Consider the following 26,262-nt stretch of genomic DNA (forward strand, 5'->3'; position numbering starts at 1 on the left):
AGTTGCTATTCGTGCGTTCCTGCCTCGACGTAGAATGAAGTCAGAGGTTCCTCATGACGATGACATTGGTGGCACCGACCGTGGCCGGCTACGAAGCCAGCGCCGATCTCGCTTCGCTCCTGGTCCGCACCACGCAGGACGACGCGCTCAACGTTTCCGCCGAAACACTCCGCCTCTCCTGCAAATGCGCCCATTGCACCCGCGCCCGCTTCGACGGCCGCTTCCCCAAAGCGTTTCCGGGGATTGCGATCACCGACATCGGCGATCTCGGCTATGGGCTGAACATCTCGTTTTCGGATGGGCACAACCGGGGAATATATCCCAAGTCGTATCTGTTGAACCTGGCGGGGCGTTGACCCGGTCTTCGCTGTCATTTTCCCCGCGCGAGGCGACTGCCCCCATCTGGCACAGACATTGCTCCTCTTTAGAACGATTTGAACGTTCGGGAGGCAGGCGATGTTGCAGGCGGCGAATGCGGTGCGCGGGGCTGTTCCCGCAGCGATACGGCCTGCCGGCAGCTCCTCGCTCCTGCTCACCGAGAACCAGCAATGGATCGGCGGTCCACCACCGTTGATGGACAAGCTCTCACCGCGCGAGCGGGAGTTGGTGCTGAAGCAGGGCCGCCGCAAGGTGCTCAACCGCGGCCAGACGCTCTTTAGCCAGGGCGGCAAGCATGACGGCATCTGGCTGATCGAGAGCGGCCGCATCCGTGTGTTCTACACCTCGCCACTCGGACGCGAGATCACGCTGGCCTATTGGCATGTTGGCAACTTCGTCGGCGGTCCCGAAGTGTTCGAAGGCACCGTGCATCAATGGTCCGGCGTTGCCTCCAGTAATTGCAGCGTCGTGCACCTGCCGGGAAAGGAACTGCGGTCCCTTGCTACAGAGATCCCGAACCTCGCGATTGGCCTGATCGAAGGCCTGACGTTCAAGGGCAAATGCTATTCGGCGCTGGCCCAGATGCTGGGGACGCGCTCGATCACGCAGCGCCTCGCCCATCTCTTGCTGCATCTCGTCGAGCTCTACGGCGTCGCGGATCCCGACGGCACCGTGATCGCCGCGGCCTTCACCCACGCCGACATCGCCCACATGGTCGGCGCCACCAGGCAATGGGTCACGATCAGCCTGAAGCGGATGCAGGAGAAGGGAATCGTGCTGACCAAACGCTCGCAGATCGTGGTCTGCCGGACCGACATTCTGGAGGAGATGCGCGGCCAGGCGGGGGATTGAAGGGGCCCGCGACCATGGCCGGTGCACAGCCAAGCGGCTTTATAATGCAGGACTGCCCAAGGAGTATGCAATCAGCTTTTCCCGGCAACTAATCGACTGCGGCGGCCACTCCGGATTTGCCCTGCCTGCGCCCTCCCCCAATCATGGCACCCACAGCACATCCAACCGAATGAGGATGAGAATGGTCCGCCATCTTCCCACGCTCTCGATCGCGATGTCGTCTCTGGCGCTGCTCGTCTCGCAGCCGGCTTCTGCGGAAACCGTCAAGCTCGGGATCGGAACGCAGGATACCACGACCAACACGGTCACCGCAGGCGTCGTCATCCGCCAATTGCAACTGCTCGAGAAGTACCTGCCGAAGGACGGCAAATACGCCAACATCAAGTTCGAGCTCGAATGGCAGAACTTCACCTCCGGTCCGCCCGTCACCAACGCGATGATGGCGAACAAGCTGCAGATCGGCATGATGGGCGACTATCCGCTCATCGTGAACGGATTCACCTTCGAGAGCAATCCGGAGAGCAAGAGCCGCCTCGTCGGCATCGCCGCCTACAGCCTGTCCGGCTCGGGCAACGGCCTCGTCGTCCACAAGGACTCACCCTATTTCGACCTCGCCGATCTCAAGGGTAAGCTCGTCAGCGTGCCTTTCGGCTCCGCCGCGCATGGCATGGTGCTGAAAGCGATGCAGGATCGCGGCTATTCGTCCGATTTCTTCCAGCTCGTCAGCCAGAGCCCGGAGGTCGGCTCGACCAATCTGCAGGAGAAGAAGATCGACGGGCACGCCGATTTCGTCCCCTTCGCCGAGCTGTTGCCGTTCCGCGGCTTCGCGCGAAAGATCTTCGACGGCGTCGAAACGAACCTGCCGACCTTCCATGGCATCGTGGTCCGCACCGACTTCGCCGAAAAATATCCCGAGGTCGTCGTCGCCTATTTCAAGGCGCTAATCGCCGCCAATCAGTGGCTACGCGCGGATCCCAAGCTGGCCGCCGAGAAGATCCAGGAATGGACCGGCATCAACAAGGAGGTCGTCTACATCTTCTTAGGGCCCAGCGGCAATATGACGACCGATCCGACGATCAAGCCGGCGCTGATCGATGCGGCCACGACCGACGTCAAGGTGCTGCAGAATCTCGGCCGCATGAAGGAGTTCGATCCGAAGAAATGGGTCGACGACAAATACATCCGCAAGGCCTATGCTGAAATGAAGCTCGACTACGACGCCCAGCTCGCGAGCACCAACAACTATGAGATCTCGGGCGAGGACAGCTTCTGCAAGAAGCCCATCACCGATCCGCGCAAGGCGGGCGAAGTCTGGGTCGACGGTGCCGGCATCATGCCCTTCTCGTCCGCCAGCTGCACGCTCAGCGCCTATGCCGACTACAAGGCCAAGGGCCAGAAGATCAACGTCGCCTATGTCTTCGATACCACTCGGGGCATCAAGCTGTTCGCCGATCAGGCCTTCTTCGCGGTCGGCAATAGCGAGGTCGCCCCGTTCCTGCTGAAGAAGGATGCCGAAGCCTACGCCGCCAAGATCAGCGGCAAGGTGCTCGGCTTCGATGAAGCGATGAAGGCCGCCGTCGGCGGAGGCAAGACGTGAGCAGCCCCGCCCTCGTCAGACAGCCTGAGGACAGCATGCCGGCAACAGCACTTGCTGAGGCGGGCTCCGCGCCCGCCGCCATCATCCGGCCTTCGACGCCGCCTTCCTTCGCCACACTGGGGTTGCGTTGGTACCGGCTCAATCGGGCAGGTCTGCGCGCGGCGGCAATCGGCGTGATTTCGCTGCTCGCCTTTCTGCTGGTCTGGCATCTGCTCACGACCTATCGGGTCGTGTTCTTCGTGCGCTTCACCAACGTGCCCTCGCCGCTCGCGGTCTATGACAGCTTCATAAAGGCGATTCACGATCCTAAATTCCTGATGCACATCCTGCTCAGCTGCCGGCGCATCTTCATCGGATTCTCGCTCGCGGCGATCGTCGGCGTGCCGCTCGGCCTGATCATGGGGCGCTTCAAGCTGGTGCATGAGGTGATTTTCCCGGTCGCCGAAGTGCTGCGGCCGATCCCGGCAATCGCCTGGGTGCCGATGGCGATCATGCTGTGGCCGACCAACGAGCAGAGCATCGTCTATATCACCTTCCTCGGTTCGTTCTTCCCGATTCTCGTCAACACCCTGCACGGCATGTCGCTGGTCGACCCCGTGCTGGTACGCGCCGCGCAATGTCTCGGCGCGCGCGAACGCTCGATCTTCCGGGAGGTCTATTTCCCAGCCTCGCTGCCGCACATCTTCACCGGCCTCACCGTCGGCATGGGCGTCGCCTGGGTGTCGCTGATCGCGGCCGAGATGATCTCCGGTCAGTACGGCATCGGTTACTTCACCTGGGAAGCTTATTCGCTGGTCCAATATGCCGACATCGCGCTCGGCATGATCGCAATCGGGGTGCTCGGCCTCGGGTCGAGCCTGCTGATCCGGGGCGCGGGGCAATTGGTGATGCCGTGGAGATCGACATGAGCGAGGTGCTAGCGAACAGCCCAAAAGGCCACATCGAAGTCAGGAACTTCTCCCTCGCCTACGAGACCATCGAGGGCGCGGTGCAGGCCGTCACCGACACGCAGATACATGTGCGGCCCGGCGAGTTCGTGTCGATCGTCGGCCCGTCCGGCTGCGGAAAGTCGACGCTGCTCAATGCGGTCGCAGGCTTCCTCAGGCCGACGACCGGTGTAGTTACCGTCGACGGCGAGCGGGTAAACGGTCCGAGCGCCGAACGCGGCATGGTGTTTCAGCAATATTCTCTTTTTCCGTGGAAGACCGTGCGCGAGAACGTCGAGTTCGGCCTGAAGATGCGCGGCATGCCGCGCTCGCAGCGCGAACGCGCCGCGCGCACGCTGTTGGGGCTTGCGGGACTCGAAGCGTTCGAAAAGCATTATCCGGAAAAGCTCTCCGGCGGCATGAAGCAGCGTGTCGGCATCGTCCGCGCGCTCGCGACGGGACCGAAAGTGCTGTTGCTGGACGAGCCCTTCGGCGCGCTCGACGCGCAGACGCGCGTCATCATGCAGCAGATCCTCACCAATATGTGGCAGCGGCTGAAGATCTCGGTGCTGTTCGTCACCCACGACATTGACGAAGCCATCTTCCTGTCCGACCGCGTCTATTGCATGACCGCGCGGCCGGGCTCGATCAAGGCGGAGATCCCGATCCCGCTGGAGCGGCCGCGGCAGCAATCGATGATGATGTCGTCGGAATTCTTGGCGCTCCGCCGCGGGCTGATGTCGCTGATCCGCGAAGAGAGCCTGAAGGCGATGGGCGGCGAGATCAACGACTTGGGCATGCAGGGGCTGAACATCGAGCTGCACGGCCACTCGCTCGCGGACGTGATTTAGCAGGTTCGCTCCTGCTTCCCCCCACGCTGCCCGGAGGAAGCGACCGCCTCGGGCGGAATGTGACGCGGACTTGAACTCGCCGACCGCTTCGTTTCACGGGCCGGCGCCCTCTTCGCAAGGACCAAGTGGCAATTTGCCGCACGAGGACAGGAAACCTCCCCAAGTCACACAACCTTTGGTTATTCTTGTCCATAGATACGCTTTTCGTATCTTGCGGGTTGAGGGAATTGCGCCATGGGCAAAATCATTTCCGTTCGCGGCTACGCGAACAACGAGGTCGCTTACGTTGCGTGGAACATCGACGGCAAGATTAAGGATTGTCTCGGCTTCGAAGTCACTCGTGTTTATGTGGACGAAAACGGTGTTGTGAAGCGACGCGCCGATGGCAAGGAAGATCGGGTCAAATGCGCGGCTTGGGTTTCTTTCAAGGGGCAACGCAATCCCCATTGGATCCCGCAGGACACCGGCGTCTGGCCGGTACAGAAGCTCGCCTGGAGGGACCTTACCCTCCGCAAGAAGCGCGACGGTGCGACACGCAGGCCTGACGAGGTTCGGGTGCGTTACGAGATTCGGCCTGTCGGTGACCTGCGCCCCGGCCTCCAACCCGTTCCGCCGAACGGGATCGACTTTGCCGACATCGTCAAGCGGGACAAGAAGGGCCGCCCGGTGAAAGGTCCCGACGGCAAGCCCGTCAAGATCCGCGTCAAAGCATATGAAGGACCGAAGCGTCCGCTCGGCTATCTCGCGGACGCGGTAGAATCGAATGATATCCATGTCACCAGCAGGCGTGGTCCATTCCGCTCGACCTTCACCAACGGCATCCTGGCTGCGCAGTGGTTGCGCAACGTGCTGCTCGATGACGGCGTCATCAAGCCAAACGAGCTAATAGACAAGCTGGAAAACCCCAATGATCCGCATCGCAAATATCTCGCGGGCGACGTCATCCCGCTGATCCGCGAACTCTTCGACCGCGAGGGAAGGTTCTATCTCGGGCTGTATGAACTGGAAGATCGTGAACTCGAAGACATTCTCGTCGCCAACAAGTCTCGTATACACGTCATCCTATCGAACACGTCGGCGGGAAAGGACAAGAAATGGGATGAGCGCAACAGGCCGGCGCGGAAGCGTCTCATTGATGAAGGTGTCGATGTACAGCACCGGATGTTCAACAATTCCATTCACATCGGCCACAACAAGTTCGTCGTCCACGTCCCGCCGGGAGGCGGAAACCGTTCCGTGCTGACCGGCAGTACCAACTGGACCTCCACCGGCATCGCCGGACAGACGAATAACGCGCTGCTGATCGAGGACGACGCCATCGCCGGGTCATACCTAAACTACTGGAAGCGTATGAAGAAGGATCAACTGAAGCTTCCAAGGCCGTTCGGAAAGGCGATGAAAGACAACCAACAGGGCGACAAGTTCCGGGAGGACAATGCTACACCCGAAGAGATCGACGCAGGGAACGGCACGACACTCCGCGCTTGGTTCTCTCCCAATATGCCACAACGCAAGAAACCGACGTCCAAGACGAAACCGGCCCCTACACCACCCGACCTAACCGATGCCTACAAGTTAATGCGGAGCGCCAAGGAGGCGATTCTATTCCTTGCTTTCTACCCCGGGCAGAAAGGCAAAGACTGCATCATCGGTGAAGTCATCAACATCGGGTTACACGATCGTTCGCTGCTGATCTGTGGTGCCGTTTCGAGCCCGATGGCGATGCCGAACTATGTCGGCAAGAAGAAGGACGAGGATGGTGAAGTCGTGGAAGAAGGCGAATCGCCGGCGACATTTGATGACAAGAACATATCGATAGTTCGCGCCTCACGCATTGACGACCACAATCTGCTCGGCGACTTCGGGGCCGAACAGTTGACGGCCAAGGGAGCCATTGGAGCAATCATCCATGACAAGCTGGCCGTCATTGATCCCCGTCGGGATGACTGTCATGTCATCCTCGGCAGCCACAATCTGGGCTACAAGGCCTCCTATTCAAACGACGAGAACATGCTGATCGTCAGCGGCAACCGCGCTCTGGCTGAGGCTTATGCAGTCCATATCCTCGATGTTTACGACCACTACCGCTTCCGGGCCATCGAGAGCGAGCGCAAACGTAAGGGTAAGAAGGGCTGGTCGGGCTTCCTGGAAACGGACGCCGACTGGCAGGACGGATACGTCGAGCACAAGAAGGGACAACTGATGAGGTATTTTGCGCGCTAGGACCTGTGGACGGCTCTCAGAGGCGTCGCGGCTTCGCCCTCGCGGCAACAACCGTTATCACTTGAACCAGTGCACCAGCGCGATGCTGATCCCCAGCAGCAGGATCAGCGACAGCGTCACGGCCGCCGTCACCCGGCCGCCGACATTGGCGAGCACGCGCACGTCGACGCCAAGGCCGAGGGCGGCCATCGAGACCACCGTCAGAAAGCCCGTGATCGTCGTCACGGGGCCAACCACTGTCGCCGGCACGATCTCCAGCGAGCGCAGGGTCGCAAGCGCAAGGAAGCCGAGGATGAACCAGGGGACCAGGCGGAAGAAGCCGACGCTGGTTTTCTTGGCATCGCTCTGCCAGCGCGAAGCGACCAGCGACAGGCCGACGACGACCGGGCCGAGCATCAGGACACGCATCAGCTTCACCAGCGTGCCGATCTGGGTTGAGACGAGACCTGCCGGCACCGTCGCGGCGAGCACCTGCGGCACCGCGTAGACGGTGAGCCCGGCGAGAATGCCGTACTGCGTTGCGGACAATTGCAGCAGCGGGATCAGCAGCGGCAGGCCCAGCACCATCATCACGCCAAGGATCGCCGTAAAGGAGATCGAGGATGCAATCTCGTCGTTGCTGGCGCCGATGATGGGCGCCACCGCAGCGATCGCGGAATTGCCGCAGATCGAGTTGCCGCAGGCGATCAGGATCGACAGCCGCGTCGACAGGCCGAGTAGCCGGCTGAGGCCGAAGGAGACGCAGAGCGCGACCACGACGACCGCGGCGATGGAGGCGAGCAGCGCAATGCCGGAAGCCGCGATCGCGGCAAAGCTGATGGAGGCCCCGAGCAGCATCACCGCGACTTCCAGCAGTTGCTTGGCGCTGAAGGCGATGCCGGCCTGCCACCGTGGGGCCGGCTTCCAGAAGCTGCGCACCGCCATGCCGAGCAGGATCGCCATGACCAGCGCCTCGACATAGGGGTGCTCGAACATGCCCAGTTCGGCCCGCTCGAGCAGGGCCGACACACCGGCCACGAGAACGCAGAGGAGGATGCCCGGAATCAGCGCCGCAATACGGCCCGCGGCGGTGGCCGGCTTGGAATCGGCCGGGCTGGATGCTTGATTCTGCGACACAAATCTCTCCCGGAGGAGAAAGATTTATACGCAGCGCAATTCAATTGGGGAATATGTTTTCGACATATCAGGACCGAGAGAAGTTCTGTCCTCAGCCCGGAATAAACGGCCTCAGAAGATGAGGTTCTTGGCCAGCGAGGCGACGCGGCTGAAGCCGTCATAGATGCCCGGCTCGAAGAAGGCCGCGCGGGCCAGCACGATGCCCGCGACCAGCGACCAGAACAGGGTGGTGCCGGCGCGCAGCAGGAGCTTGGAGGCACGCGACTTCGGCTGGGTGTCCGTTGCGGACGCCAGTTGCTCGCCGAAGGGCTCAAATCCAGTGCGTTCCATGGCTGCCGATCCACCAGTTTCTGGCGGAAATGTCGTCGTTTCGGCTCCAAACAGCAATGGAAGCGATTGGCGTTTTTGCCCTCGGAAGGGGAAACTCCTTCCTCCTGACAGGACCGCGGCAATAGTTTTCTTCTTTCCGCCTATTTGGACACCGCCGCTCCGGTCACAACGCCTTCACCGCGTCGGGATTCCCCGGGGGCTCGGGAGCACGGCGGCAGCGCCATCTTCCAGTCGGTTGATGGCGCCGCACCGACGATGGCCCATCTCGCTACGCCGCCAGTCCGCTCCCTACCGGCGCAAACTCCAGCCCCAGACTCTCCGCCACCGCCTTGTTCGTCACCCGGCCGCGATGCACGTTGAGCCCATTGCGCAGATGCGGATTCTCCAAGACCGCCGCAAAGCCCTTGTTCGCCAGCATCAGGCCGAACGGCAGCGTCGCGTTGTTCAGGGCCTGGCTCGAGGTCACCGGCACCGCTCCCGGCATGTTGGCGACGCAATAGTGAACGACGCCATCGACCTCGTAGGTCGGCTCCGCGTGGGTGGTCGGGTGCGAGGTCTCAAAGCAGCCGCCCTGGTCGATCGCGACGTCGACCAGCACGGCTCCCGGCCGCATCGATTTCAGCATCGCGCGCGTGACGAGCTTCGGCGCGCTGGCGCCGGGCACCAGCACGGCACCGATCACGACGTCGGCGGCGAACACCTCGTCCTCGACCGCCTCGATGGTGGAGAAACGGGTGCGCACGCGTCCAACAAACAGATCGTCCAGTTCGCGCAGGCGCGGGATCGAGCGGTCGATCACGGTGACTTCGGCACCTAAGCCGGCGGCCATGCGCGCCGCCTGCGTTCCGACCACGCCGCCGCCGAGCACGACGACGCGTGCCGGCTGCACGCCGGGCACGCCGCCGAGCAGCAGGCCGCGGCCGCCGCTGGAACGCTTGAGCGCGGCGCCGGCGGCCTCGACGGCAAGGCGGCCGGCGACTTCGCTCATCGGGGCGAGCAGCGGGAGGTGACCGCTCGCGTCCGTGACAGTTTCATAGGCGATTGCGGTGCAGCCCGAAGCAAGAAGGCCCTTGGCCTGCTCGGGATCCGGTGCAAGATGAAGGTAAGTAAAGAGGATCTGGCCTTCGCGAAGCTGAGCCCATTCGCTCTTCTGCGGCTCCTTCACCTTCACGATCATGTCGGACTTTGCAAAGATCTCGCGAGCGGTCTCGGCGATGGACGCCCCTGCCCGCCGGTACACCTCGTCGGACGCACCGATGCCGCTGCCGGCGCCGCTCTCGACCGTCACCTGGTGCCCGGCGGCAACGTATTCGCGGACCGCACCTGGGGTGAGCCCGACGCGATATTCCTGCAGCTTGATCTCCTTGGGCACTCCGACGCGCATCTTGATCTCCCTCGCCAATGCTTTGATTCCATTGTTGATCGTAGCGAGAGGGTCGGTTTGGTTTCGTGCAAATATCCGCTACCTTGGCGGCGCCCGCGCCGGTTTCCGGCGCGAAATCGTCCTTTGACGCTGGAAACGAAACCTTGGCCCTCGACCGGAAAGACCTCGCCATCCTCGCGGAACTCACGACCAATGCGCGAGCCAGCCACACCGAGCTTGCCAACAAGATCGGCTTGTCGAGCACGGCGCTGGCGCGGCGGCAGAAGGCGCTGGAGGATGACGGCTACATCCAGGCCTACCAGGCCGCGCTCGACCTCGGCCAGTTCGGCCTCACCACCACGGTGCTGGTTCGCATCGCGCTGGAGAGCCAGAGCGACGAGGCACTGAAGGCGTTCGAGGCAGAGGTGACGAAATGTCCCTCCGTCGTGCGCTGCTTCCTGATGTCGGGGACGGACGACTACATCCTGATCGTGCTCGCCCGCGACATCCAGGATTTCGAGCGCATCCACCGCACCGAGCTGTCCCGCCTGCCGCGCGTCGCGCGGGTGCAATCGAGCTTCGCGCTGCGCGAGATCGTCAACCGCGCGGTACCGACTGTGGTGTTCAGCGAGACGAAGCGCTGATCTCGTAAATTCAATCGGGAGAACCGGTCGGGAACCAAGCAACCCGTCATCCGTTGGGCGCTATCGGCCAGCGGCGGCAACGCAGTCTCGCGTTATTTGCACAATTTGCCCGGCTCGGCCTTTCCGCAGGGAAATACACCATGGCCGACCTTACGATCCCCGAACGCATTCCGATCAACCTCGTCGTCAATGGCGAAAGGCGCGCGCTCGAGGTCGTGCCATGGACCACGCTACTGGATGCGCTGCGCGACCGTCTGGAGCTGACCGGCACCAAGAAAGGCTGCGATCACGGCCAATGCGGTGCCTGTACCGTGCTGATAGACGGAAGACGGGTCAATTCCTGTCTGACCCTGGCCGTCATGAGGGATGGCGCCGAGATCACGACTATCGAAGGCTTGGCCAGGGACGGCGCGCTGCATCCCCTGCAACAGGCCTTCATCGACCACGATGCCTTTCAGTGCGGTTATTGCACGCCGGGACAGATTTGCTCTGCCGCGGGCCTGTTGGCCGAAGGCCGTGCGCGCGATGCGGATGAGATCCGGGAGCTGATGAGCGGAAACCTCTGTCGCTGCGGTGCCTACCCCAACATCGTGGCTGCGATCGAGCAGGCAATGAGCCGGTCATGAACAACTTCCAATATTCCCGCGCAAGCGATGTTGCCGACGCCATCCGCCTGCTCGCCGCCGATCCCGGTGCGAAGTTGATCGCCGGCGGCACCAACCTCATCGATCTGATGAAGGAGAACGTCGAACGCCCCTCCCGGCTGATCGACATCTCTCGCCTGCCGCTCCACGACGTCGAGGAGACAGCGGACGGCGGTCTGCGCATCGGCGCCTTGGTGCCGAACTCAGACCTCGCCTACCATCCGTTGATCGAGCAGCGCTATCCCCTGCTTGCCAGCGCCATCCTGGCCGGCGCCTCCGCGCAATTGCGCAATATGGCCTCGGTCGGCGGTAATCTGATGCAACGAACACGTTGCCCCTATTTCTATGACACCACGACACCCTGCAACAAGCGAAGCCCCGGCGCGGGCTGCTCGGCCCTCGATGGCCTCAACCGCAACCATGCCATCCTCGGCACCAGCACATCCTGCATTGCGACCAATCCGTCCGACATGAGCGTGGCGCTGGCCGCGCTCGGCGCGCTCGTGCATATCGCACGCCCCTCTGGTCAGCGCACCATCGCGCTGACGGATTTCCATCGGCTTCCCGAGGACAAGCCTCACCTCGATACCAATCTCGGCAGCGGCGAGATCATTATCGCCATCGAGCTGCCGCCGCACGGCTTTGCCCGGAACTACAGCTATCTGAAGATCCGCGACCGGCTGTCCTACGCCTTTGCTCTGGTCTCCGTCGCGGCCACGCTCGACCTGGAGGGCAACGCGATCGGCGAAGCGCGCCTTGCGCTTGGTGGCGTGGCCCACAAGCCCTGGCGAAGCCTCGAGGCCGAAGCCGCATTGCGCGGTCAGGCGGCAACACCGGATCATTTCGGGCGCGCCGCCGACCTGCTGCTGCAGGGAGCGACGGCACGCTCCCACAACGGGTTCAAGATCGACTTGGCGCGCCGAGCCGTCGTGCGGGCGCTGATCCAGGCCGCAAGCGCCACACCGCAATCACAAGCTCACAAGAAAATCGCATGAGGGCCCGATGAACGCCTATGTCGGAACACCAACGTCGCGCGTCGACGGCCGGGCCAAGGTCACCGGGGCCGCCAAATATGCTGGCGAGTTCGCAGCAGACGGTCTTCTTCACGGCTTCGTCGTCGAGGCCAGCATCACGCGTGGGCGCATCGTTCGTCTCGACACCAGCGAGGCGCTGAAGGTGAAGGGCGTGGTCGACGTGCTCACGCATGAACATCGACCGCCCCTCGCCGACAAGGACGAAGCCTGGAAGGATGAGGTGGCGCCGGAGAAGGGCTCGCCGTTCCGTCCGCTCTATGACGAGAGGATCAAGTTCAACGGCCAGCCGATCGCACTGGTCGTCGCGGAGGATTGGGAGACCGCCAAGTTCGCCGCAACCCGCGTTCGCGTCGAATATGAGCAGGAGGCGTTTGCGACCGATCTCGAATCCGAACGCGGCAAGGCCGAAAAAGTGGATCAACCGCACAAGCCGCGTGGTGATGCCGCAGCAGCCCTGGCGCGCGCGGCCGTGCGCCACGAGGCGGATTACGTCATCCCGACCGAGCACCACAACCCGATGGAGCTCTTCGCGACGACGGCCGTCTGGAACGGCAGTGGCGGGCTCACGGTCTACGACAAGACGCAGGGCGTCCAGAACGTCCAGAAGTTTCTCTGCAGTGTTTTCGGCAAGAAACCGGACGACATCCGCGTGATCTCGCCCTATGTCGGTGGCGCCTTCGGCTCGGGCCTGCGACCGCAGCACCAGGTGGTGCTGGCAACCCTTGCCGCGCTCGCACTGAAGCGCTCCGTCCGCGTCGTGCTGACGCGGCAGCAGATGTACGGCCTCGGCTATCGTCCCATGACCATCGAGCGCGTTGCGCTCGGTGCAAAGCCGGACGGCACGCTCGATGCGATCACCCACGAAGCCGTTGCCGTGACCTCAGTTTATGAGGATTTTTCGCGCAACGATACGGGCTGGGCCGAGCAGCTTTACAAGACCCCCAACAGCAACTTTTCACACAAATTGATCGAACTCGATGTTTCGACGCCCTGCGACATGCGCGCCCCCGGAGCCGCAACGGGCGTCTGCGCGCTCGAATGCGCCATGGACGAACTGGCCGTCGCGCTCAAGCTCGACCCGGTCGAACTGCGCCTGAAGTGCTACTCGGATCGCGACCAGACCGGAGACCTGCCCTACACCAGCAAGCAGTTGCGCGTATGTTATGCGCGCGGAGCGGAAGCTTTCGGCTGGAGCCGCCGCAATCCCGCACCTCGCTCGATGCGCGACGGCAAGGAACTGGTCGGCTGGGGCATGGCGACTGGGGTGTGGGAAGCGCTGCAGATGCCGGTCGCCGTCCGCATCGTGCTGACGGCCAACGGCCATGCCGAGGTCTCCTGCGCCGCGTCCGATATCGGCACCGGCACGTACACCATCGTGGCGCAGGTCGCGGCCGATGCCCTCGGGCTGCCGATCGAGAACGTCAGCGTCAAGCTTGCGGATTCGAGCCTGCCGCAGGCACCTGTGGAAGGTGGCTCATGGATGGCCGCCTCGAGCGCGCACGCCGTGCTTGGAGCAGCCGAGGAGATTCGCCGCGAGCTCGCGCGATATGCCAAGGCGATGCCTGCCTCGCCACTCGCCGCCGTCGATGCGCCGGACATCGTTCTCCTCGACGGCACGGTTGCCAAGGCCGCCGACCGCAATCGCGCCGTCTCGATTGCGGATGTCATGCGCCACAGCAAGCTTGAACGGATCGAGAAGGAGAAGCTGAACGAGTTCGCCGAGGATAAGTCCCACGCGCGCAACACGCATTCTGCGGTCTTTGCCGAGGTCAAGGTGGATGAAGAGCTCGGCGTCATTCGCGTCACGCGGGTCGTGAGCGCGGTCGCAGCCGGGCGCATCCTGAACACCAAGACCGGCCGCAGCCAGATCATGGGCGGCGTGGTCTGGGGGATCGGGATGGCGCTGCACGAGGAGACGGTGATGGATCACCGCTTCGGCCGCATCATGAACGCGAACATCGCCGAATACCACATTCCCGTGAACGCCGACGTCCACGACATCAACGTGATTTTCGTCGACGAGCCCGACGACCGCATCAACCTGTTGGGCATCAAGGGTCTCGGCGAAATCGGCATCGTCGGCGTCCCGGCCGCAATTGCGAACGCCGTCTATCACGCCACCGGCAAGCGCATCCGGCGCTTCCCGATCACGCTGGATAAGCTACTGGAGTGAAGCGGCAGGCCAACCTTGCCACAGCACTCGGGCATGTCATCCAGATGTCATCGAATGTGCAGAGAGCTGTATCTTCCTGCACATTCGGGACCCGCCATGGATTATTTCAAGCGCTTCAACTTCCTGTTCGCCGCACCTGTGTTCGACGCCGACGACCTCGAGGGCGTCCGCTTCAACCAGATCATCGAGGAGATCCAGCGCTCCGGCTTCGAGGTGGTCCGGGCCCGCAAGCTGGAGGATGCCGAGATGGCGGTGCAGACCGACGCCGCGATCGGCTGCATGGTGGTGGACTGGGGCAAGAAAGGGCTGGAGGGCAAGACCTCGGCGCTGATCAACCTGATGCGCCGCCGTGGCCTCGACTTCCCGATCATTCTCCTGATCCGCCGCAAGCGGTTCGAGGATTTGCCGGTCGAGGTGCTCGATTTCATCGACGGCTATGTCTTCCTGTCCGAGGAGACGCCAACCTTCATCGCCAAGAACCTGATCAGCCGTCTGAAGCAATATGCGGAGACGCTGAAAACGCCATTCTTCGGCGCGCTGGTCGACTATGCCGAGGAAGGCAACCAGCTCTGGACCTGCCCGGGCCACAATGGCGGCGTGTTCTACAATCGCAGCCCGATCGGGCGCGTGTTCGTCGAGCATCTCGGCGAATCCGTGTTCCGCGACGACCTCGACAATTCCGTGCTCGACCTCGGCGACCTCCTCACCCATGAGGGCCCCGCGCTGAGGGCGCAGAAGGAGGCCGCGCAAATCTTCGGTGCGGAAAAGACCTATTTCGTGCTCAACGGCACCTCGACCTCGAACAAGGTCGCGCTGGGCGCCCTCGTCACCGACGGCGATCTCGTGCTGTTCGACCGCAACAACCACAAGGCCGCCCATCACGGCGCGCTGATGATCAATGGCGGCATCCCGGTCTATGTGCCGACCGTTCGCAACGCCTGGGGGCTGATCGGCCCGATGCGCTGGGACAGGCTCGACGAGAAGGCCCTGCGCGAGGGGATCCGCAATCATCCGCTTGTCACGGACAGGGACGCCTGGCGCAAGGAACGGCCATTCCGCGTCGCCGTCGTCGAACAATGCACTTATGACGGCACGATTCACAGCGCCGAGATGATCCTGAAGCGCGTTGGCCATCTCTGCGACTACATCCTGTTCGACGAAGCTTGGGCCGGCTTCATGAAATTCCACCCCCTTTATGCCGGCCGCTTCGCCATGGGGCTGGCAAATCTTCCGCCCGACGCCCCCGGCATCATCGCGACGCAGTCGACCCACAAGCAGCTGGCAAGCTTCTCGCAGGCCTCGCAGATCCACATCAAGGACCGACATATCCGCGGCCAGAAGCGCCGCGTCGAGCACCGCCGCTTCAACGAGAGCTTCATGCAGCACGCCTCGACCTCGCCGTTCTATCCGCTGTTCGCCTCGCTCGACGTCGGCGCACAGATGATGAAGGGCCGCTCCGGCGAAGTGCTGTGGGACGACACGATCCGGCTCGGCATCGAGCTGCGCAAGAAGATCCGCGCGATGCGCCGGGAGTTCGAGGAGAAGGAGCAAAATTCGGACCGCCGCTGGTTCTTCGAGCCGTTCGTTCCCGATCGCATCGCCATTGCCGACGTCAGCCGCCCCGGCGCGGCGCACAATGTCGCCTGGGAGACCCTTTCCACCGACGAACTCGCCACCAATCCCGCGCTGTGGCAGCTCTCCCCGGATACCAACTGGCACGGCTTTCCCGATCTCGCGGAAGGCTTTGCCATGACCGATCCGAACAAGCTAACGCTGCTCACGCCCGGGTTCGATCGTGCGACCGGCGCCTATGCCGAGCACGGCATTCCCGCGCCGGTCGTCGCGCAATATCTGCGCGAGAACCGCATCGTCCCCGAGAAGAACGACCTCAACTCCCTGCTCTTCCTGCTCACGCCCGGCGTCGAGGCGAGCAAGGCGGGCACGCTGATCTCCGGCCTCGTCGCATTCAAGAGGCTGCACGACGACAATGCGCTGCTGGCCGATGTCATCCCCGAATTCTATCAAAAGCGGCAGGCGCGCTACGCCGGTGCGCGGCTGCGCGACCTCTGCGGCGAGATGCACCGTTTCTTCCGCACCGCCGACGTCAGCGCGCTCCAGGCCAGGCAGTTCATGCCCGAGCACATGCCCGAGATCGCGATGTCGCCGCGCGATGCCGCGCGCTATCTGTTCAAGAACGACGTCGACTACCTCCCGATCGAGGCGATCGCCGGCCGCATCGCGACCACGCCATTCGTGGTCTACCCGCCCGGCATCGCCACCATCGTGCCCGGCGAGCGGCTGACGGAACGAGCCAAGCCCATGATTGATTATCTCAAGATGTTCGAGACCTGCTTCAACACATTTCCGGGCTTCGACGTCGAGATCCAGGGCGTCTACAAGGAGGTCGATGCGAATGGGCGCATCGGGCTCTACACTTATGTCGTGACCGAGTAGGTGCCGATGAACGAAGCAGCTGCGCGCGCGAGCGATGAACCCGTCCTGGTTCGGCCATCACGCGAAAGCGACGTCGAGGCGATGCTGTCGATCTACCGCCATCACGTCCGCAACGGCGTGCCGCGCGATGTCGAAGGAACCGGTGCGCCGGACCCGGACGATCTGCGCGACCGGCGCAAGAACCTGAAGCAGACCCGCCTGCCGCATCTGGTGGCGACTTGGCGCGGCGAGGTCGTCGGCTATGCCTATGCCGTGCTGTTCCGCAAAAGGCCCGCCTATCGATACACCGCCAAGCACTCGATCTACGTCCATCACGCCCATCTCGGCCGCGGGGTCGGACGGCTGTTGCTGCAGGAATTGATCGATGCCTGCGCGGCGGCCGGCTTTCGCCAGATGATCGGCTATATCGATGCCGATAACGCGCCCTCGCTGAAGCTGCACGAGCGGTTCGGCTTCGCGCGCGCCGGCCTGCTCAGCGGCGTTGCCTTCCGCCACGGCCGCTGGTCCGACACCGTCATGGTGCAACGCTCGCTCGGCGCGGGGACGACGACGCCCCCGCCCGTCACGGCACCCGGGCGTTAAGCCCTAGGATGGGTAGTCGGCCGGTCTGACGTGGATGCGGTCGGCATGCAGTGACCAGTGATGCAACGCCTGGTCCTTGCAGAACCTCGCTTTCGCCCGTTCCCTGGCCTCGTCCTCGTCGGCGGCGTCGATCTCGAGCGTGCCCTGGCAGACCTCGCGTTGCCGGCCGTATTCGCCGAGCACGTCCTTCATGAACCTGACGACATAAGTTGACATGGGACCTCCCTGCCTGCCCGCCGGCACTCTAGTCCCATTTAGGCCGGACGGGGAAAGGAGATTTTGACGCGGATCAAGGCTTGTCCAGTCCCGGCGGAAGATTCGTTGCGGAACCTGCCGCGCGGGTTTATGGGCAAATGCCGGTCGCCAATAAGGAACTTGCCTTGCACTTTGTCTCCGATACCGAAGTCACGAAAGCTCTGACCTTTCCGATCCTGATTACGGCCCTCGAGGAAGCGCATCGCCGGCCGAAGATGGAGGTGCTGGACGCCTTCCTTGGAGACGAGAGGGGGCAATCCGCAGCGCCGTCGATCCCGGCCGATACATGGCCAGCAAGATGTTCACCAGCTTTCCGGCCAATCTGGCCGAAGGCAGGATACCGGCGGTGCAGGCCGTGTGCGTGCTGTTCGACGGCACCAATGGGCGGCCGCTGGCGACGATGGACGGGACCGAGATCACGCATTGGCGCACCGCAGCCGACTCCGCGTTGGCCACGAAGCTGCTCGCCCCGCCCAATCCCGAGACACTGCTCTGCGTCGGGGCCGGCGAGATGTCTGAATGGCTGATCCGGGGTCATCGAGCCGTGCGGCCGTCACTGGAGCGCGTGCTGATTTGGAATCGCAGTCCGGACCGGGGCGTGGATCTCGCTCAGCGCTTGGCGAAGGCCGGCATCAAGGCGGAAGCAATCACGGATCTCGACGCCGCGACGCGCGAGGCCGACGTCATTACCACCTGCACCCGCGCGCATCAGCCGCTGATCAAGGGCCGCAATCTGCGGCCGGGCACGCATCTGGACCTCGTCGGCGGCTACACACCGCAAACCCGGGAGGCTGATGACGAGGCGGCCAAGCGCTCCCGCGTCTTCGTGGACCGGCGGGAATCCGCCTTCCACGGCGTCGGCGACATCCTGCAGCCGATCGCGAGCGGCGCGATCAGCGAGGCGGACGTCCTCGGCGACCTCTACGACCTCGTCGGCGGCCTTGTGCAGGGGCGAACGTCACCGTCCGACATCACGTTCTTCAAGAACGCGGGCGGCGGCCATCTCGACCTCATGACCTGCGAGGCCGTGTTCCAGCAGCTCGGCGCAAAGCTGGGGTAGTGGCCCAGGCTGGCGAGACACGGCCGACCGTCAGCCCTCACGCCTTGATGTCGAGGAGCGTGTCTTGCGTTTCGGCGTAGGCCTGAATGACCTTCGCATTGGCAACGAAGCTGTACCTTGCGGTCACCAGCTGAGCGAATTCGCTAGCAAGATCGACATTCGGCGCTGCGACCAGGCCGTCCTGGTTTGCGAAGGGAGCGCTTGGGTCGAAACGCGCGGTATAGCTCGGCGATACCGTCGATACGGTCGCGACCGTACCGCCTGGTGTCGAACCGCTCGACTGGGAGACCTGATCGACTCGCAAGGGCACGTAAGCTGCAGGAAACGTTGGAGCAATGCCCGCACCGGCCGATGCGCTCGACCCGCCTGACGCGGGTAGTGGGCCGGTCGTTCTGATGTTGGCGATATTGCTCGCGGCCACGTTCACGCGCAAACTCGCTGCAGAAAGTCCGGATGTCGCAATCGAAAGTATGCTCATGCTCCCTGATCTACAGGAGAGGTCATACGCGTTCATTCACGCCATCAGTAAAATCCACCGCTCTCTGTTTTCATCCTGATAACCAAGGATCGGCGCGCAACTGGGCTTCGCGCGTCTTACCCCGGCGTCACGCCAAAAGCCTGCTTGAAGCGCTCGGCATAGCGCGGCCAGGCTTCGGGATTGATGATGCGCGGCGGGCGCTTGCCGTCGAGCACATCCAGCACCTGCTCGGCGGCGATCCGGCCCATGTTCTGACGCGCCTCGATGGTGACGCCTGCCGTGTGCGGGCTCGCCAGCACGTTGTCGAACTGGAGCAGCGGATGCTCCGGCGGCGGCGGCTCCTTGGACCAGACGTCGAGGCCGGCACCGGCGATGCGCTTGTCGCGCAGCGCCTGCAGCAGCGCGTCCTCGTCGTGGATGAAGCCGCGTGCGGTGGTGATAAAATAGGCATGCGGCTGCATCAGCGCGAATTCGCGTGTGCTGATCAAGTTGCGGCTGCCCTTGTTGAGCGGGCATGAGATCGAGACGAAATCGGCGCGGCGCAACAGCTCGTCCAGCTCGACCTTCTCCCCGCCCCGCTCGGCCATCACCTCGGCCGACAAATACGGATCGTAGGCAAGCACTGTCATGCCGAGCAGGCCCTTGCACAAGGCGGCGATGCGCCGGCCGACATTGCCGAGGCCGATGATGCCGACGGTCTTGCCCTCGACCTCGTTGCCAACGAGATCGTTGCGGTTCACGTCGCGCTCGCGGCGCAGCCGGCGATCCGACTGGATGATGCGCTTGGACAGCGTCAGCATCATCGCCAGCGCGTGCTCGGCGACCGAATGGGCGTTGCCGCCGGACTGGTTGACGACTACGACGCCTGCCTCCGTGCAGGCCTCGACGTCGACGGGATCGAAGCCGGCACCGTTGCTGGAGACCAGCAGCAAATTCGGCGTCCGCTTCAGGAAGGCGGCATCGACATGGAAATGCGGGGCGAGCTCGTCGCGGGCGGCGCCGACCTGGTAGACGTGGGCCGCGCCGAGGAGCGGGCGATAGACATCCTCGGGGCTTCGGTTTTCGATGCGATCGACCCGCACGTCGGGCCGCGCCTTCAGGATGTCGATATAGATCGGATTGGCCAAATAATTGGAGTAGACGACGCGCTTGTTGTTGACGGACATCAGGACCTTCCGGCTCGTTCGCGGGAGAGCCGCAAGGTCAGCGCGACGCGCCCCCTCCGATGCCCCTCCCGTGTTCTGGTTGTCGCCGCTTATGCCATGGCGGTGCCGGCCACGGCAGGCCTGCTGGCGCAGATCATGGTGCCGGCACCGACATGTTGACAATCCCGCTGCCCGCGTCAAGTTCGGCAGACCGCCGCGACGGCCAGAACCAAGAAGCATGCGCGGCCCGAGGGAGAGCGCAATGGCAATTGCGGAACAGCAGACGCAGGGGAGCCGCGACGGAAGCTGGCACGGCATCGTCCTGCAAACCTTGAAGCGGAACGAGATCAGCCTGATCCCTTACGTGCCGGACCGCGTGCTGACGCCGCTGATCAAGAACCTGCACGCCGATCCCTTCTTCACCACTTTCGCGACCGCCCGTGAGGAAGAGGCCCTCGGCATCGTCGCCGGCGCCTGGATGGGCGGCCGGCGCGGCGCGGTGCTGATGCAGACCTCCGGCTTTGCGACGCTCGCAAACGTGCTGGCCTCGCTCGCAGTGCCCTACCAGATTCCGCTGATCATGTTCGTGTCCGAGCGCGGCACGCTCGGCGAATTCAACTACGGCCAGTCCCTGGTCTGCCGCACCATGCGACCGGTGCTGGATTCGCTGGCGCTGGAGCATCACACCATCACCCGGCTCGACGAGCTCGAATTCATCACCGACCGCTCGATCAAGCAGGCCGTTACCACGCAGGCGCCGGTGGCGTTGATCCTCAACCCGCTGCTGACGGGCGGCAAGGTCTTCGACAAGTGAGGCCGGCGATGAACACTGGCAATACCAAGGTGATGAACCGCTTCGACGTCACCTCGCGGCTGATCACGAAGCTGAAGCACGAGGAAGCCGTGATCGGCGGCATCGGCAACACCAATTTCGATCTGTGGGCCGCCGGCCACCGCCCGCAGAACTTCTACATGCTGGGCAGCATGGGACTCGCCTTCCCGATCGCGCTCGGCGTGGCGCTGGCGCAGCCCGACCGCCGCGTCTTCGCGCTCGAAGGCGACGGCTCGCTCCTGATGCAGCTCGGTGCGCTCTCGACGATTGCAGCCTTGAAGCCGAAGAACCTCACGATGATCGTGATGGACAACGGCATCTACCAAATCACCGGCGCGCAGCCGACGCCGGCAGCTGGTGTCGCCGACATCGTCGCCATCGCCATCGGCTCTGGTCTCGCGAGCAGTGCGTGGGCCGCCGACGAGGAGGATTTCGAGCGGCTGGTCGACGACGCCATGGCTGCTTCCGAACCGAGCCTGATCGCGGTCAGGATCGACGACAAGCCCGGCGTGGGCACCACCCGGCGCGACCCCGTGCAGATCCGGGAACGCTTCATGCATGGCCTCGGCGTGCGCGATCCCCTTTAACATTTTGTCATTAACTACACGGCGATCTGATGCGAGCCTCGCGACAACCCGACCAAATTCGTGCTAAGCGACCCGGATGTTCATTCGTACCTTTGCCTGGCTGCTCGCCGCTGCCGTTACGTTCGCCACGCTCGGTCCTCCCGGCCTTCGCCCCCATTCCGACCTCGGTCAGGACGGCGAACATGCGCTTGCCTTCGTCATGGTGGGATTGGCCTTCGGTCTCGCCTATCCACGCCGGCGCCTACTGAGCGCAGCGGCCGCGGTCGTCCTGATCGGCGTTCTCGAGCTGATGCAATTTTGGGCACCCGGCCGTCACGCGCGGCTGGTGGATTTTCTGGTCGATGCTGCCACCGCGTGCCTCGGCTTTGCACTCGCCGCCGCGGCAGACCGGCTACTCTCGCGCTTTCGCACCAGCTCCGCCATGACAAGCGAAGGCCCCGCGGAGTGATGCTCCGCAGGGCCCTGCTCAGCACAAAGAATTGCGTCGATCAGTCGATGATCTTGATGACGCGGCGTGTGCGCGGCTCCACGATCACACGGCGATCGTTCACGACCGCATAGCGATATTCGGTGTAGTTCGGCACGGGCCGCAGCACCACGGTCGGAGGCAGCGGCTCGCCCACCACGACGCGCTCCTGGACCACGACGGAGTCGCTGCGAGGAATTCCGCCGAGGACCGCATTCGGAATTTCGAGACCGGCGCCGACGGCTGCACCCACCGTGCCGCCAACCATTGCACCGATCGGGCCGCCGATGTCGCCACCTGCACGCGCGCCGTCCCTGGCGCCCTGTTCGGTCGTCGACTGAGCAAAGGCTGCGCTCGACGCCAGCAGCGACGCTGCAGCCAACGTAATCGCAAGACGGGTTTTCATGTCCTGATGTCTCCAGTGATTGTCCTGCGCCTTCAACCCGCGGAGCCGGAGCATTGTTCCGGTTCCCCTGCGACGAAAGATGCATCACTGGACAGTGTTACCGCGTAACAGTTCAGGCCCTGGCGATCTCATGCCCCGCCATCAGTTCCAACGCCCGCACCATGGCGGAGTGATCCCAGGCCTTGCCGCCATGTGCGGTGCAGGACGAGAACAATTGCTGCGCCACGGCCGTGCTGGGCAGCGACAGGCCAAGTGCACGCGCGCCTTCGAGCGCGAGGTTGAGATCCTTCTGGTGCAGCTCGATGCGGAAGCCAGGATCGAAATTGCGCTTCACCATGCGCTCGCCATGCACCTCCAGAATGCGCGAGGAGGCGAAGCCGTCCATCAGCGCCTTGCGCACCAGCGCGGGATTCGCACCCGCCTTGGATGCGAACAACAGGGCCTCGCTCACGGCTTCGATGGTGAGTGCGACGATGATCTGATTGGCAACCTTTGTCGTCTGCCCGTCGCCGTTGCCGCCGACATGGGTGACGTTCTTGCCCATCTTGTCGAAGATCGGCTTCATGGTGCCAAAAGCCCGCTCCGGCCCGCCGACCATGATGGTGAGGCTCGCCGCCTTTGCGCCGACCTCCCCGCCCGACACCGGCGCATCGAGATAATCAGCGCCGAGCGCCTCGATCTTCTTCGCAAACTCCTTCGTCGCCAGCGGCGAGATCGAGCTCATGTCGACGACGATCTTGCCCTTGGAGATGCCGCTGGCGACACCCTCCTTGCCGAACAGCACGACCTCCACATGCGGCGTATCCGGCACCATGATGATGACCGCGTCCGCCTGCTCCGCGACCTCCCTGGCCGATGTGCAGGCGATGCCGCCCGCGGACATCAGCTCCGGCGCGATCGGAGCAACGTCATGCAGGAGAACGCGATGACCCGCGGCCAGGAGATGGCCGGCCATCGGCCGTCCCATGGTGCCGAGTCCGATGAAGCCGATGTTGGTCATTGTCGTCGTTTCCTCTGCAAGACATGTTGGTAAGTCTATCCACGTGCTCGGTGCACCTCTCCCGCTTGCGGGAGAGGTCGGCACGTCCGGGCGATGCGAAGCATCGTCCCGCGTGCCGGGTGAGGGTTCTCTCCACGTTGGGATTTGTTCCGCAAGGATCCCATCGCGGAGACACCCTCTCCCCAACCCTCTCCCGCAAGCGGGAGAGGGAGCGCACCGTCAGCGCGGCCGCATCTGGCCCTAGATCTCAGGTCTCAAACGTCTGCGCCGCGTGCCACGACAAGCCTTCCAGCGTCGTGGTGCGCGGCTTGTATTCGCAGCCGATCCAGCCGCGATAGCCGATCGCGTCGAGATGGCGGAACAGGAAGGGATAGTTGATCTCGCCGGTGCCGGGCTCATGGCGGCCGGGATTGTCGGCAAGCTGGATGTGGGCGATCTGAGGCAGATATTCCTGCATGGTGCGGGCGAGATCGCCCTCCATGATCTGCATGTGGTAGATGTCGTATTGGATGAAGAGGTTGTTCGACCTCACCTCGGAGATCAGCTGCACCGCCTGCTCGGTGCCGTTGAGGAAGAAACCGGGAATATCGAGCGTGTTGATGGGCTCGACTAATAGCTTGATGTTCTCTCGTGCCAGCGTCGAAGCTGCAAAACGCAGATTCCCGACTAGCGTCTCCCGAAGCTCGTGCGGATCGGCGTCGACAGGGGCGATGCCGACGAGGCAGTTGATCTGCTCGCAATCGAGCGCCCTGGCATAATCGATCGCGCGGAACACGCCGTCGCGGAATTCGGCGATGCGGTCGGGCATGATCGCAATGCCGCGCTCGCCCCCCGCCCAGTTGCCGGCGGGGAGATTGTGCAGCACCTGCGTCAGGCCATGCGCCTCGAGCTGCTCGCGCAGCTGCGCCTTGTCGAAATCATAGGGGAAGAGATATTCGACCCCGGCAAAGCCTGCCGCCTTCGCCGCCGCAAAGCGGTCGAGGAACGGCATCTCGTTGAAGAGCATGGTGAGGTTGGCGGCAAATTTCGGCATGTGCTTCTTCCCCTATTCCGCCGGCTGCAGCACGCGCGTGGTCTCGACTTCGTCGAGCGGAAGGTCCAGCACCTCCTCGAACTCGACGATGTTGTCGATCTCCGTGCCCATCGCGATGTTGGTGACCCGTTCGAGGATGAACTCGACCACCACAGGCACGCGGTGCTTGGCCATCAATTCGCGGGCGGTCGCAAACGCTGCCTGCGTGTCCTTCGGGTCGGTGACGCGGATGGCCTTGCAGCCGAGGCCTTCAGCGACCGCGACGTGGTCGACGCCGTAGACGCCGATCTCGGGCGCGTTGATGTTCTCGAAGGAAAGCTGGACGTGATAGTCCATGTCGAAACCGCGCTGGGCCTGGCGGATCAGGCCGAGATAGGAATTGTTCACGACGACGTGGATGTAGGGCAGGTTGAACTGCGCGCCGACCGCGAGCTCCTCGATCAGGAACTGGAAGTCGTAGTCGCCGGAGAGCGCGACGATCTCACGTTCCGGGCACGCCGCGCGCACGCCGAGCGCGGCCGGCAGCGTCCAGCCGAGCGGCCCCGCCTGCCCGGCATTGATCCAGTTGCGGGGCTTGTAGACGCCGAGGAACTGCGCGCCGGCGATCTGCGACAGGCCGATCACGGTGACATAGGTGGTGTCGCGGCCGAACGCCTTGTTCATTTCCTCGTAGACGCGTTGCGGCTTGATCGGGACGTTGTCGAAATGGCTCTTGCGCAGCATCGTCTTCTTGCGGTCGCGGCAGGCCGCAGGCCACGCCTGGCGCTCGCGGAGCCTGCCTGACCGCCGCCACTCCCTGGCGACGGCGACGAACAGCTCGAGCGCGGCCTTCGCGTCCGAGACGATGCCGAGATCGGGATTGAACACGCGCCCGATCTGGGTCGGCTCGATGTCGACGTGAACGAATTTGCGGCCCTTGGTATAGGTCTCGACCGAGCCGGTGTGGCGGTTGGCCCAACGATTGCCGATGCCGAGCACGAAGTCGGATTCCAGCAGCGTGGCATTACCATAGCGGTGGCTGGTCTGGAGGCCCACCATGCCGGCCATCAGCACGTGATCATCGGGAATCGCGCCCCATCCCATCAGCGTCGGCACGACGGGCACGTTGGCGATTTCGGCGAATTCGACCAGCAGGTCCGAGGCGTCGGCGTTGATGATGCCGCCGCCCGCGACGATCAGCGGCCGCTCGGCGGCGTTGAGCATCTCCAGCGCCTTCTCGACCTGCTTGCGCGTCGCGGCGGGCTTGTAGACCGGCAGCGGCTCGTAAGTCTCGTCATCGAACTCGATCTCGGCGAGCTGTACGTCGAGGGGCATGTCGATCAGCACTGGCCCCGGCCTGCCTGAGCGCATCACATGAAAGGCCTGGCTGAACACCCGCGGCACCAGCGCCGGCTCACGCACGGTCACCGCCCACTTTGTGACGGGCTTTGCGATCGACTCGATGTCGACGGCCTGAAAATCCTCCTTGTAGAGCCGCGCCCGCGGCGCCTGCCCGGTGATGCAGAGGATCGGGATGGAATCGGCGATCGCGGAGTAAAGACCGGTGATCATGTCGGTGCCAGCCGGCCCGGAGGTGCCGATACAGACCCCGATATTGCCGGCCTTGGCGCGCGTATAGCCCTCGGCCATGTGCGAAGCGCCCTCGACATGGCGCGCCAGGATGTGGCGGATCGAGCTGCGCTTCTTCAGCGCCGAGTAAAGCGGATTGATTGCAGCGCCGGGAACACCGAAGGCGGTCGAAATGCCTTCCTTCTCCAGGATACGCACGGCCGCATCGACAGCTCGCATCTTCGCCATATCGGACCTCGCTCTAATTGCATCAGCGAGCGAGAT

General features: G+C 63.6%; 26 protein-coding genes. 16 read left to right on the forward strand and 10 right to left on the reverse strand.

Annotation, left to right across the window (positions count from 1 at the left end; translation table 11 throughout):
- Positions 1-59 precede the first annotated feature (59 nt).
- The 6 genes from ACM43_RS30065 to ACM43_RS30090 all read left to right on the forward strand — a co-directional run bounded on the left by ACM43_RS30065 (position 60) and on the right by ACM43_RS30090 (position 6,827).
- A complete protein-coding gene (locus tag ACM43_RS30065; protein WP_271545651.1) occupies positions 60-356 on the forward strand; it encodes a gamma-butyrobetaine hydroxylase-like domain-containing protein in 297 nt (98 codons plus the stop codon).
- Between the two features lie 100 nt (positions 357-456).
- Positions 457-1,230 carry a Crp/Fnr family transcriptional regulator gene (locus tag ACM43_RS30070; RefSeq protein ID WP_271545139.1) on the forward strand — a complete coding sequence of 258 codons (774 nt, stop codon included), beginning with the start codon at positions 457-459 and terminating at the stop codon, positions 1,228-1,230.
- A gap of 181 nt (positions 1,231-1,411) precedes the next feature.
- Positions 1,412-2,827 (forward strand): ABC transporter substrate-binding protein, encoded by a 1,416-nt coding sequence (locus ACM43_RS30075; protein ID WP_271545140.1) that lies wholly within the window; start codon positions 1,412-1,414, stop codon positions 2,825-2,827.
- Complete coding sequence (locus ACM43_RS30080) at positions 2,824-3,735, forward strand: ABC transporter permease (protein ID WP_036005583.1); 912 nt, start codon at positions 2,824-2,826, stop codon at positions 3,733-3,735. Before ACM43_RS30075 ends, ACM43_RS30080 begins: the two co-directional genes overlap by 4 nt.
- The gene (locus ACM43_RS30085; RefSeq protein WP_271545141.1) at positions 3,732-4,604 is read left to right on the forward strand and encodes an ABC transporter ATP-binding protein; all 873 of its coding nucleotides are present in this window, start codon (positions 3,732-3,734) and stop codon (positions 4,602-4,604) included. The genes ACM43_RS30080 and ACM43_RS30085 overlap by 4 nt, the downstream gene beginning before the upstream one ends.
- A 234-nt stretch (positions 4,605-4,838) precedes the next feature.
- Positions 4,839-6,827: a phospholipase D-like domain-containing protein gene (locus ACM43_RS30090; protein WP_271545142.1), complete on the forward strand. Its 1,989-nt coding sequence runs from the start codon at positions 4,839-4,841 to the stop codon at positions 6,825-6,827.
- 57 nt (positions 6,828-6,884) lie between these two features.
- On the opposite strand, the gene ACM43_RS30095 is transcribed toward ACM43_RS30090, so the two are convergent.
- The 3 genes from ACM43_RS30095 to ald all read right to left on the reverse strand — a co-directional run bounded on the left by ACM43_RS30095 (position 6,885) and on the right by ald (position 9,657).
- Positions 6,885-7,943 carry a YeiH family protein gene (locus tag ACM43_RS30095; RefSeq protein ID WP_271545143.1) on the reverse strand — a complete coding sequence of 353 codons (1,059 nt, stop codon included), beginning with the start codon at positions 7,941-7,943 and terminating at the stop codon, positions 6,885-6,887.
- A 111-nt stretch (positions 7,944-8,054) separates the two neighbouring features.
- Positions 8,055-8,273, reverse strand: a complete 219-nt coding sequence (locus ACM43_RS30100; protein WP_157282533.1) for a hypothetical protein — start codon at positions 8,271-8,273, stop codon at positions 8,055-8,057.
- A gap of 268 nt (positions 8,274-8,541) precedes the next feature.
- Positions 8,542-9,657, reverse strand: coding sequence for an alanine dehydrogenase (ald, locus tag ACM43_RS30105; protein WP_157282532.1), 1,116 nt, complete (start codon positions 9,655-9,657; stop codon positions 8,542-8,544).
- 143 nt (positions 9,658-9,800) lie between these two features.
- Here ald and ACM43_RS30110 point away from each other — a divergent pair, with 143 nt between their 5' ends.
- The 6 genes from ACM43_RS30110 to ACM43_RS30135 all read left to right on the forward strand — a co-directional run bounded on the left by ACM43_RS30110 (position 9,801) and on the right by ACM43_RS30135 (position 17,167).
- On the forward strand, positions 9,801-10,280 hold the full coding sequence (locus ACM43_RS30110) for an Lrp/AsnC family transcriptional regulator (RefSeq protein WP_198399674.1): 480 nt from the start codon (positions 9,801-9,803) through the stop codon (positions 10,278-10,280).
- Between the two features lie 140 nt (positions 10,281-10,420).
- Positions 10,421-10,906 (forward strand): (2Fe-2S)-binding protein, encoded by a 486-nt coding sequence (locus ACM43_RS30115; RefSeq protein WP_157282531.1) that lies wholly within the window; start codon positions 10,421-10,423, stop codon positions 10,904-10,906.
- A complete protein-coding gene (locus tag ACM43_RS30120; RefSeq protein ID WP_271545144.1) occupies positions 10,903-11,919 on the forward strand; it encodes an FAD binding domain-containing protein in 1,017 nt (338 codons plus the stop codon). The genes ACM43_RS30115 and ACM43_RS30120 overlap by 4 nt, the downstream gene beginning before the upstream one ends.
- Positions 11,920-11,926: 7 nt before the next feature.
- Positions 11,927-14,131, forward strand: a complete 2,205-nt coding sequence (locus tag ACM43_RS30125) for a xanthine dehydrogenase family protein molybdopterin-binding subunit (protein ID WP_271545145.1) — start codon at positions 11,927-11,929, stop codon at positions 14,129-14,131.
- Positions 14,132-14,227: 96 nt separating this feature from the next.
- On the forward strand, positions 14,228-16,585 hold the full coding sequence (locus ACM43_RS30130; RefSeq protein WP_271545146.1) for an Orn/Lys/Arg decarboxylase N-terminal domain-containing protein: 2,358 nt from the start codon (positions 14,228-14,230) through the stop codon (positions 16,583-16,585).
- A 6-nt stretch (positions 16,586-16,591) separates the two neighbouring features.
- Complete coding sequence (locus ACM43_RS30135) at positions 16,592-17,167, forward strand: GNAT family N-acetyltransferase (protein WP_271545147.1); 576 nt, start codon at positions 16,592-16,594, stop codon at positions 17,165-17,167.
- A gap of 3 nt (positions 17,168-17,170) precedes the next feature.
- Here ACM43_RS30135 and ACM43_RS30140 read toward each other — a convergent pair whose 3' ends face one another.
- Positions 17,171-17,383, reverse strand: a complete 213-nt coding sequence (locus ACM43_RS30140; protein WP_198399673.1) for a hypothetical protein — start codon at positions 17,381-17,383, stop codon at positions 17,171-17,173.
- A 325-nt stretch (positions 17,384-17,708) separates the two neighbouring features.
- Here ACM43_RS30140 and ACM43_RS30145 point away from each other — a divergent pair, with 325 nt between their 5' ends.
- Positions 17,709-18,482, forward strand: a complete 774-nt coding sequence (locus tag ACM43_RS30145) for an ornithine cyclodeaminase family protein (protein ID WP_271545148.1) — start codon at positions 17,709-17,711, stop codon at positions 18,480-18,482.
- Positions 18,483-18,519: 37 nt separating this feature from the next.
- Here the strand turns inward: ACM43_RS30145 and ACM43_RS30150 are convergent, their stop codons facing one another.
- Both ACM43_RS30150 and ACM43_RS30155 read right to left on the reverse strand, forming a co-directional pair.
- Positions 18,520-18,960, reverse strand: coding sequence for a flagellar basal body rod protein FlgC (locus ACM43_RS30150; RefSeq protein ID WP_271545149.1), 441 nt, complete (start codon positions 18,958-18,960; stop codon positions 18,520-18,522).
- Positions 18,961-19,076: 116 nt separating this feature from the next.
- Positions 19,077-20,126 (reverse strand): hydroxyacid dehydrogenase, encoded by a 1,050-nt coding sequence (locus ACM43_RS30155; protein WP_271545150.1) that lies wholly within the window; start codon positions 20,124-20,126, stop codon positions 19,077-19,079.
- A gap of 241 nt (positions 20,127-20,367) precedes the next feature.
- On the opposite strand from ACM43_RS30155, the gene ACM43_RS30160 reads away from it, so the two are divergent.
- The 3 genes from ACM43_RS30160 to ACM43_RS30170 all read left to right on the forward strand — a co-directional run bounded on the left by ACM43_RS30160 (position 20,368) and on the right by ACM43_RS30170 (position 21,972).
- Positions 20,368-20,919 (forward strand): thiamine pyrophosphate-binding protein, encoded by a 552-nt coding sequence (locus ACM43_RS30160; RefSeq protein WP_271545151.1) that lies wholly within the window; start codon positions 20,368-20,370, stop codon positions 20,917-20,919.
- Between the two features lie 8 nt (positions 20,920-20,927).
- Entirely contained in the window at positions 20,928-21,524 is a 597-nt protein-coding gene (locus ACM43_RS30165; RefSeq protein WP_271545152.1) for a thiamine pyrophosphate-dependent enzyme, read from the forward strand.
- Between the two features lie 76 nt (positions 21,525-21,600).
- Positions 21,601-21,972, forward strand: coding sequence for an antibiotic resistance protein VanZ (locus ACM43_RS30170; RefSeq protein ID WP_036005619.1), 372 nt, complete (start codon positions 21,601-21,603; stop codon positions 21,970-21,972).
- A gap of 40 nt (positions 21,973-22,012) precedes the next feature.
- Here ACM43_RS30170 and ACM43_RS30175 read toward each other — a convergent pair whose 3' ends face one another.
- From ACM43_RS30175 to gcl, 4 genes are all read right to left on the reverse strand, one after another.
- Positions 22,013-22,396 (reverse strand): DUF1236 domain-containing protein, encoded by a 384-nt coding sequence (locus ACM43_RS30175; RefSeq protein WP_198399671.1) that lies wholly within the window; start codon positions 22,394-22,396, stop codon positions 22,013-22,015.
- A 112-nt stretch (positions 22,397-22,508) separates the two neighbouring features.
- A complete protein-coding gene (locus ACM43_RS30180; RefSeq protein ID WP_271545153.1) occupies positions 22,509-23,396 on the reverse strand; it encodes a 2-hydroxy-3-oxopropionate reductase in 888 nt (295 codons plus the stop codon).
- Between the two features lie 247 nt (positions 23,397-23,643).
- Positions 23,644-24,429: a hydroxypyruvate isomerase gene (gene hyi, locus ACM43_RS30185; protein WP_271545154.1), complete on the reverse strand. Its 786-nt coding sequence runs from the start codon at positions 24,427-24,429 to the stop codon at positions 23,644-23,646.
- A 12-nt stretch (positions 24,430-24,441) separates the two neighbouring features.
- Positions 24,442-26,226, reverse strand: coding sequence for a glyoxylate carboligase (gene gcl, locus ACM43_RS30190; protein WP_157282517.1), 1,785 nt, complete (start codon positions 26,224-26,226; stop codon positions 24,442-24,444).
- Positions 26,227-26,262 lie beyond the last annotated feature (36 nt).

Origin of the sequence: Bradyrhizobium sp. CCBAU 45321, from assembly GCF_028128975.1 — a bacterium.
Taxonomy (GTDB): domain Bacteria; phylum Pseudomonadota; class Alphaproteobacteria; order Rhizobiales; family Xanthobacteraceae; genus Bradyrhizobium; species Bradyrhizobium yuanmingense.

What these genes read in the sequence shown, in the direction of transcription:
- ACM43_RS30130 (WP_271545146.1), top strand. Translation starts at nt 14,228, where the DNA reads ATGGATTATTTCAAGCGCTTCAACTTCCTGTTCGCCGCACCTGTGTTC.
- ACM43_RS30145 (WP_271545148.1), top strand. Translation starts at nt 17,709, where the DNA reads ATGGCCAGCAAGATGTTCACCAGCTTTCCGGCCAATCTGGCCGAAGGC.
- hyi (WP_271545154.1), bottom strand. Translation starts at nt 24,429, where the DNA reads ATGCCGAAATTTGCCGCCAACCTCACCATGCTCTTCAACGAGATGCCG.
- ACM43_RS30125 (WP_271545145.1), top strand. Translation starts at nt 11,927, where the DNA reads ATGAACGCCTATGTCGGAACACCAACGTCGCGCGTCGACGGCCGGGCC.
- ACM43_RS30100 (WP_157282533.1), bottom strand. Translation starts at nt 8,273, where the DNA reads ATGGAACGCACTGGATTTGAGCCCTTCGGCGAGCAACTGGCGTCCGCA.
- ACM43_RS30165 (WP_271545152.1), top strand. Translation starts at nt 20,928, where the DNA reads ATGAACACTGGCAATACCAAGGTGATGAACCGCTTCGACGTCACCTCG.
- ACM43_RS30175 (WP_198399671.1), bottom strand. Translation starts at nt 22,396, where the DNA reads ATGAAAACCCGTCTTGCGATTACGTTGGCTGCAGCGTCGCTGCTGGCG.
- ACM43_RS30070 (WP_271545139.1), top strand. Translation starts at nt 457, where the DNA reads ATGTTGCAGGCGGCGAATGCGGTGCGCGGGGCTGTTCCCGCAGCGATA.
- ACM43_RS30155 (WP_271545150.1), bottom strand. Translation starts at nt 20,126, where the DNA reads ATGTCCGTCAACAACAAGCGCGTCGTCTACTCCAATTATTTGGCCAAT.
- ACM43_RS30135 (WP_271545147.1), top strand. Translation starts at nt 16,592, where the DNA reads ATGAACGAAGCAGCTGCGCGCGCGAGCGATGAACCCGTCCTGGTTCGG.
- ACM43_RS30085 (WP_271545141.1), top strand. Translation starts at nt 3,732, where the DNA reads ATGAGCGAGGTGCTAGCGAACAGCCCAAAAGGCCACATCGAAGTCAGG.
- ACM43_RS30120 (WP_271545144.1), top strand. Translation starts at nt 10,903, where the DNA reads ATGAACAACTTCCAATATTCCCGCGCAAGCGATGTTGCCGACGCCATC.
- ACM43_RS30160 (WP_271545151.1), top strand. Translation starts at nt 20,368, where the DNA reads ATGGCAATTGCGGAACAGCAGACGCAGGGGAGCCGCGACGGAAGCTGG.
- gcl (WP_157282517.1), bottom strand. Translation starts at nt 26,226, where the DNA reads ATGGCGAAGATGCGAGCTGTCGATGCGGCCGTGCGTATCCTGGAGAAG.
- ACM43_RS30090 (WP_271545142.1), top strand. Translation starts at nt 4,839, where the DNA reads ATGGGCAAAATCATTTCCGTTCGCGGCTACGCGAACAACGAGGTCGCT.
- ACM43_RS30150 (WP_271545149.1), bottom strand. Translation starts at nt 18,960, where the DNA reads ATGAGCATACTTTCGATTGCGACATCCGGACTTTCTGCAGCGAGTTTG.
- ACM43_RS30180 (WP_271545153.1), bottom strand. Translation starts at nt 23,396, where the DNA reads ATGACCAACATCGGCTTCATCGGACTCGGCACCATGGGACGGCCGATG.
- ACM43_RS30075 (WP_271545140.1), top strand. Translation starts at nt 1,412, where the DNA reads ATGGTCCGCCATCTTCCCACGCTCTCGATCGCGATGTCGTCTCTGGCG.
- ACM43_RS30140 (WP_198399673.1), bottom strand. Translation starts at nt 17,383, where the DNA reads ATGTCAACTTATGTCGTCAGGTTCATGAAGGACGTGCTCGGCGAATAC.
- ACM43_RS30115 (WP_157282531.1), top strand. Translation starts at nt 10,421, where the DNA reads ATGGCCGACCTTACGATCCCCGAACGCATTCCGATCAACCTCGTCGTC.
- ACM43_RS30170 (WP_036005619.1), top strand. Translation starts at nt 21,601, where the DNA reads ATGTTCATTCGTACCTTTGCCTGGCTGCTCGCCGCTGCCGTTACGTTC.
- ACM43_RS30065 (WP_271545651.1), top strand. Translation starts at nt 60, where the DNA reads ATGACATTGGTGGCACCGACCGTGGCCGGCTACGAAGCCAGCGCCGAT.
- ald (WP_157282532.1), bottom strand. Translation starts at nt 9,657, where the DNA reads ATGCGCGTCGGAGTGCCCAAGGAGATCAAGCTGCAGGAATATCGCGTC.